Source organism: Megasphaera sp. MJR8396C, from assembly GCF_001546855.1.
Lineage (GTDB): Bacteria > Bacillota > Negativicutes > Veillonellales > Megasphaeraceae > Megasphaera.
On the sequence record NZ_KQ958163.1, the window covers coordinates 1 to 5,785 of the forward strand.

The window sequence follows — 5,785 nt, forward strand, 5'->3', positions numbered from 1 at the left end:
ACCACCAGTTAAACTGGTGGTTTTGATTGTTGGCATCATAAAATCCATTGTTTTTGACATCATATTGACCCGGCGACAAAAATGCTCAGCCGCCGTCGGCCATTGAATGCTTCAAGATCGCGATTTCGCTCGTATTCATGATAAAAAAGCGGTGCCCGTCAGCTGCATGCTGCGACGGGTATCCGCTCCTTATATTACCATATTATATATTGCCCCATTTTAATCATAATTTATTATCGATTAGGGAATTGCCTCTCCAGACATCTGCCGCTTCAATCCGGCCTATTTTTCCGTCATCTCAGTGCTTCAACGAGTCCATGTCTGAACGGATTTTTCCGCTCCTGCAACTTCTTCGGTGATTGAATTCATGAGAGACTGTCCGCAAAGCGTGCCCATCCTTCAAAACGGAAGCCAGCCCTTGAGGTACTAAGAGACAATGGTTAAAAAGCACTGTCTATACTCATATCGTCAGTGCCGCCGACGAGGTCAAAGCGATCTTTGTCTCCATCGGTGGCGTATGAGCATCTGTTAATGTCCCTTTCAACGTCGTTGCATGGCTGCTGCACATTCAAGAAAATAGTCGACATGGATGTACCGTCAGCATCGACAGATAGCGGTTGTGACTTATCATTGATACGTTAAAAACGACGTCTCATACGGCTTTCATAAGAATCAGTATTCAGTGCTGGCCGGTCCACGTCTCCCATTTCCGAGTCGTTTCCGGATGTAACGCTTCATACTGGTTCTTTTTTGTTATCATATCAGTCTTCCAAGTCGGACTGGGTCCGCCCTTCCCGCTTCTGATACGACCATATTATGCATAATGTTTTAGGCTGCTTTGCCTAACGAAAAATTTCATCAAAAATACAGAAAACTTCTTTCCCGGTTATCCACTTTAAACTGCCATTTTTCTCTAATACCAAGGTCGGGAGTCCGGTTGGTATCGTCTTTCCCTCCTCGTCTTCAAAGAGAGGCGTGTATACCGTATAGTCCTTCCAGGTCCCCGTTTTTTTAGCAGCATCAAATCCCTTTTCTTTTACATATGCATTTACACGATCTAAGGGCATATCATCACCTCATTTTAAAGTCTCATGAAAAACACGCTCATGATTCGTTATAAGCCTATTATCGATTCGACAAACGACGAATGTCCCTTTACTGTCTGAAAAAATACCCTTCACGGCAGCATTCCCAACTTTAAGAAAGCAGTTCATGGTATGCCTGCTTTATTCTATTTTCATATACCATTGGCAGGGCCCACCTTCGTCGATTTCTTTCGGTTTTCCGTAAGGATCCGGATAAATTAAGCAGGTACTAATCAATGGTTTGCCCTCTGCCAATGCACAAGTTGGGCAATACTTATAATCCGGCGGCGTACATCCGCACATAAACGGTCCCGTCACATTTCCCGGCATAGGCAGCCCTCCATCCGTAATAATTTTTTTACTCCATTTTCAGATACCATTTGCAAGGGCCGCCTTCGTCCACTACTTTCGGCTTTATAGACGTACCCGGATACATCATGCAAGTGCTCAATAAAGACTTCCCTTCTGCAAAGACACAAGTCGGACAATACTTATAATCTGGCGGCGTACATCCGCACATAAAGGGACCGGTTACATTTCCCGGCATAGGCAGCACTCCTTTCTGTCCATAAGTCCTCCCGTCCACAAAACCAAGGTAGTATATCCTCTCTGAACGGTCTCCGAAAGCTAACGCACAACGTCTAATGTCAGAATACTCTCTATTCATGGCGAATGCTTTCACTCTATCTTCTGATACCATTTGCAAGGCTTACCGTCATACACATGATTCGGCTTGAGCAACATCCCTCCCGGATACATCATACAGGTGCCTAATAAGGGTTTCCCCTCTGCAAAGACACAAGTAGGACAATACTTATAATTTGGTGGCGTACCGCCGCACATGAATGGACCAGCCACATTTCCCAGCATAGGCATCACCCTCTAATATTTCGTTCCTATAAAATCATTCAGAAAATATAGATACTCATTGTTCAGTCCATTAACTTCATATCATCGGTATGAACAATAACCTCAGCTAATATACAAATTTTTACATGACAGTACGACTCGCCACTTACAAATCACTGTGATTTGGCTAATATATAACGGCTATAACCCTTTATTGTTAAAAGACTGCATCTCACGGTGCTGACTTTTCTTTTAAGTATATGAACGTAAAAACACCCCCTTTTGAAGTAATACTTACCCTAACATACACATAACTAGCCCTGAGAGGTCCTTCCAATATCTCGATTCCTTTATCATTGTACAGATTCCAGAGCCTCTCCCCAGATTGCGTCGCTATAATCAAAACTACTCTTCCCTGCTCCATCTTGCTGATTGACGACACGGCGAAGGGAATGGAAGAGTCGGCTTGTTTCTCGATTCAGGAGCTGCTTTTCTTCTAATTCGTTGATGCCCCGAAAAATCTCTCGTTTACGGCCCCTAAATCATGGATCATTTTTTTCATCGCCTGTCGGATCTGCATCATGGCCTCATTATATTCAGAGGCTTGCTCTGCCCGGACGCAGATTTCATATAAGCCGGCAAAATCTTCCTCTAAAAAAAATGAAATCTCGACGCGGTCATATAATCTGTCCTCCCAATTCCCTATTGAAATCTATGATAGGGCACGGTTGCTTCAAGTTTCTGCCCATCATGTATTAAAGATTTTTTCATTGCTTTAATTATGTCTGACTCTTACTTACAACAAAAAATACGATGGTGCAGAGGTTATAATTCCACCGCCAACAGCCGTATTTCCCCATGGATGTCTTTTGTCGATGTATCAGCAAATTATGCGCTCGTGCCTATAAAGACTTTCGAGCAGTTTAAAATCGGCCCTAGCCACGGCACGACAACGGCCGACGCTTGATTCCCCATGGCAAAAGGTCATCATGATAAATCATTCTCAGCATCTTGTTTTAAAAACTCGTAGTCCTCGTATACCTCTTGTATCAATTTTTGTAACGCTTCATCATCCTTTCCCTGGACTTTTGCCTCTTCGTACCATTCTGCGGCTTTTTGCCAATCTGAGTTGACACCTTGGCCGTCGAGATAACAGGTTGCCAAATTAAATTGGGCCCACGCATAGCCCTGCTCGGCGGCTTTTCGATACCATATTGCGGCTTGCTGATAATCTTGTTCGACGCCTTGTCCATTATAATAGCAGTCCCCTAAATTATTTTGTGCCAATATACTGCCTTGCTCAGCTCCTTGTCGAAACCAGGCTGCGGCTGTCTGATAATCGTGTTCAACTCCTGCTCCGATATAATAAAGCCAGCCTAAGTCATTCTGGGCCTCTGCATATCCTTGCTCAGCTGCTTTTCGGAACCAGTCTGCAGCGGCACGGTAATCCTTCTCGACGCCTTGTCCGTTATAATAAAAATACCCTAACTGATGTTGTGCCGGGGCATAACCGTGCTTAGCCGCTTTTCGACACCATTCTAAGGCTTTCCAGTAATCTTGATCGACTCCCTGTCCATTATAATAAAGATTGCCTAACTGATATTCAGCTGGTGCATAGCCTTTATAAGCTGCGGACGATATATCTATGGAAGCGTTTGGGTAATCTTTGCTCATCTCTAGGGTAAGCATCCCAAGCTGATACTGTGCCGGCGCATAGCCTCTATGGTAGCCTTTTTGAAGCCAATCTACGGCATCGACATAATTGTTTTCTACGATTTCACCGACATCCTCTCGCCACAAAACACTCCTAGCAGCCGCCCAGGTCTTGTGCAGTTTCACGAAAAGCAGGCACGGGAGTTTCCCGTCACAAAGCTTTTTCACTAGGTCGGAATGACACTCAACTTTCATTTTTTTATCGGGCGATAAAAGATTTCCCAAGACAGGTTCTGCATACCGAAAAGGATTAATGTCCATGGACAGCTTCCATGGTTCAAGATCGGACTCACGTCTATCTACAGTCCCGAGGCCAACGGGCAATAAGGGCAGGTTACTAATTCTGGCGTTATACTCCTCATCGTTTTCATAAAATAATTTATCCCAACAGATGGGCTGTACGGAGATAACATCGTCTCCATCTTGGAGAGATACTTGGCTGTAATCACAGCAAACCTTGCCTTCATGGACTTTCAGCTTAGCAAACAATTCCCCGTCGATAACCTTATCAACTGTCACGCCTGTCGTATAAAACGCGCTGACGGGAGAAAAACGAATGCCCGGATTATAATCGATGTGATGAACCAAAAAATTGACATCCGTATAGCCGTCTTTTTGGCGAGTGTCAAGGATGGCACAGCCAATGCATACGGGCGGCCTGCCAGCAATGCGCCGCTCAAAGTCTTCCTGTGTTTCAGATTCCCGGCGGGACAATGACATCTGAGCCTGTTGCAGTCCCTCCGGATTCTGAATGATATCTGCCAATTTCAACGGATCTATGCTCCAATTATCGTCCGACTCAGATTCCGCTGTGTCCTCAGCCAACTTCACGGCCCTTGCCAAACAGCGGCCCTCGTCAAGAAAAAAGGGATTCACACCATATGTTTTTTCTGGTTTTAATCCACAATCTAGTATGAGATCTGATAACTGATCCAAGCACGATTGTATATCCGTAGCCTCCTTACCATCACTTTTTTGATTGACGATACGGCGAAGATCATGAAACTGTCGGCTGGTTTCTTGATCTAGGATTGCTCTCCCTTCTAATTCATTGATGCTCAAAAAAAAGTCCCGATTACGTGCCCCTAAGTCACGGAGCATGAGCTCCATAGCTTGGCGAATCTTCATCATGGCCACATCAGATTCAGCAGCTTGCTCGGCCTGGACGCAAGTTTCATATAAGCAGGGAAAGTCCGCCTCCAAAAAGTGAAATCTCGATTCTGTCATACACCATTCCTCCTAATTCTATATTGAAAGCAAATAGCCTTCTTCATTCGGTCCTTTAAGAACAATCGGATATCATAATATAGTTGTCTGACTCTATGGATTTCCGATCACAAGCAGTATAATGATGCAAGTCTAGATGACGACTGAAAATTCAGCATAAGCGGGACTTGTCCGTCAAAGTGGAGAAGTCATCCGCAAACTAAGAAGCTCGACATCTTTCACAATGTAATATCAGAACCGCGCTCTGCTGAAACGTCATGGATAATTTATAGCACATCAACCTGCTAATTTCTCCTTAAGAAATTTCCATTTTATTTCTATTATACAATACTTTCACAACAAAATGTATCTTCATCTACAAAAAAACAACCATAAATGTTCTATATTATTGACATAAACTATGGTATTTTTGTACTTAAATGCTAAGAAATAGTAAGCGTACACATTATTGTAGTTCTATCCTAAATCTTGGATTTTCTAGAAATCACCGGTTCATAAAAATCCAAGAGATAAATCAATTCCGATGTTTCATAGAGATTTTTCTCATACAATCGCATCTTCAATCTTTCGACAATTCTTCCAACCGCGTCTTTAAAAAGCCTTCGACGGCTTCTGAAAAATCGATACCGTTTCTTTCTGAGAGGACCGCCAGCCACCAGACGCATTCTCCGATTTTGGCCGGCAGGATGGCTTGATTATCACTGGGCCAGCGGCCTTCGTTAACCATGACTTGGCCCGGCATCGGTCAGAAAGGCCAGGGCATCTTCTTCGGTTGTCCATTCTTGCTCGTGAATCTGCCGTTCTAAGGCATGATATTTCTTACGGATTTCCATCGACATGTTGGTTACTTCTTGTAAATCCATTTTATTTCCTCCTCTGCAAAGTCGCCTCCACCCGTAAAACGGGTGGCT

General features: G+C 43.9%; 3 protein-coding genes. All 3 read right to left on the reverse strand.

Going from position 1 to position 5,785, the window contains the following annotated elements:
* Positions 1-2,921: 2,921 nt before the first annotated feature.
* Positions 2,922-4,874, reverse strand: a complete 1,953-nt coding sequence (locus tag HMPREF3201_RS04060) for a tetratricopeptide repeat protein (RefSeq protein WP_062411870.1) — start codon at positions 4,872-4,874, stop codon at positions 2,922-2,924.
* A gap of 559 nt (positions 4,875-5,433) precedes the next feature.
* Positions 5,434-5,601, reverse strand: a complete 168-nt coding sequence (locus HMPREF3201_RS11975; protein ID WP_227163249.1) for a nucleoside triphosphate pyrophosphohydrolase family protein — start codon at positions 5,599-5,601, stop codon at positions 5,434-5,436.
* Positions 5,594-5,737, reverse strand: a complete 144-nt coding sequence (locus HMPREF3201_RS11980) for a nucleoside triphosphate pyrophosphohydrolase family protein (RefSeq protein ID WP_227163250.1) — start codon at positions 5,735-5,737, stop codon at positions 5,594-5,596. Before HMPREF3201_RS11980 ends, HMPREF3201_RS11975 begins: the two co-directional genes overlap by 8 nt.
* Positions 5,738-5,785 lie beyond the last annotated feature (48 nt).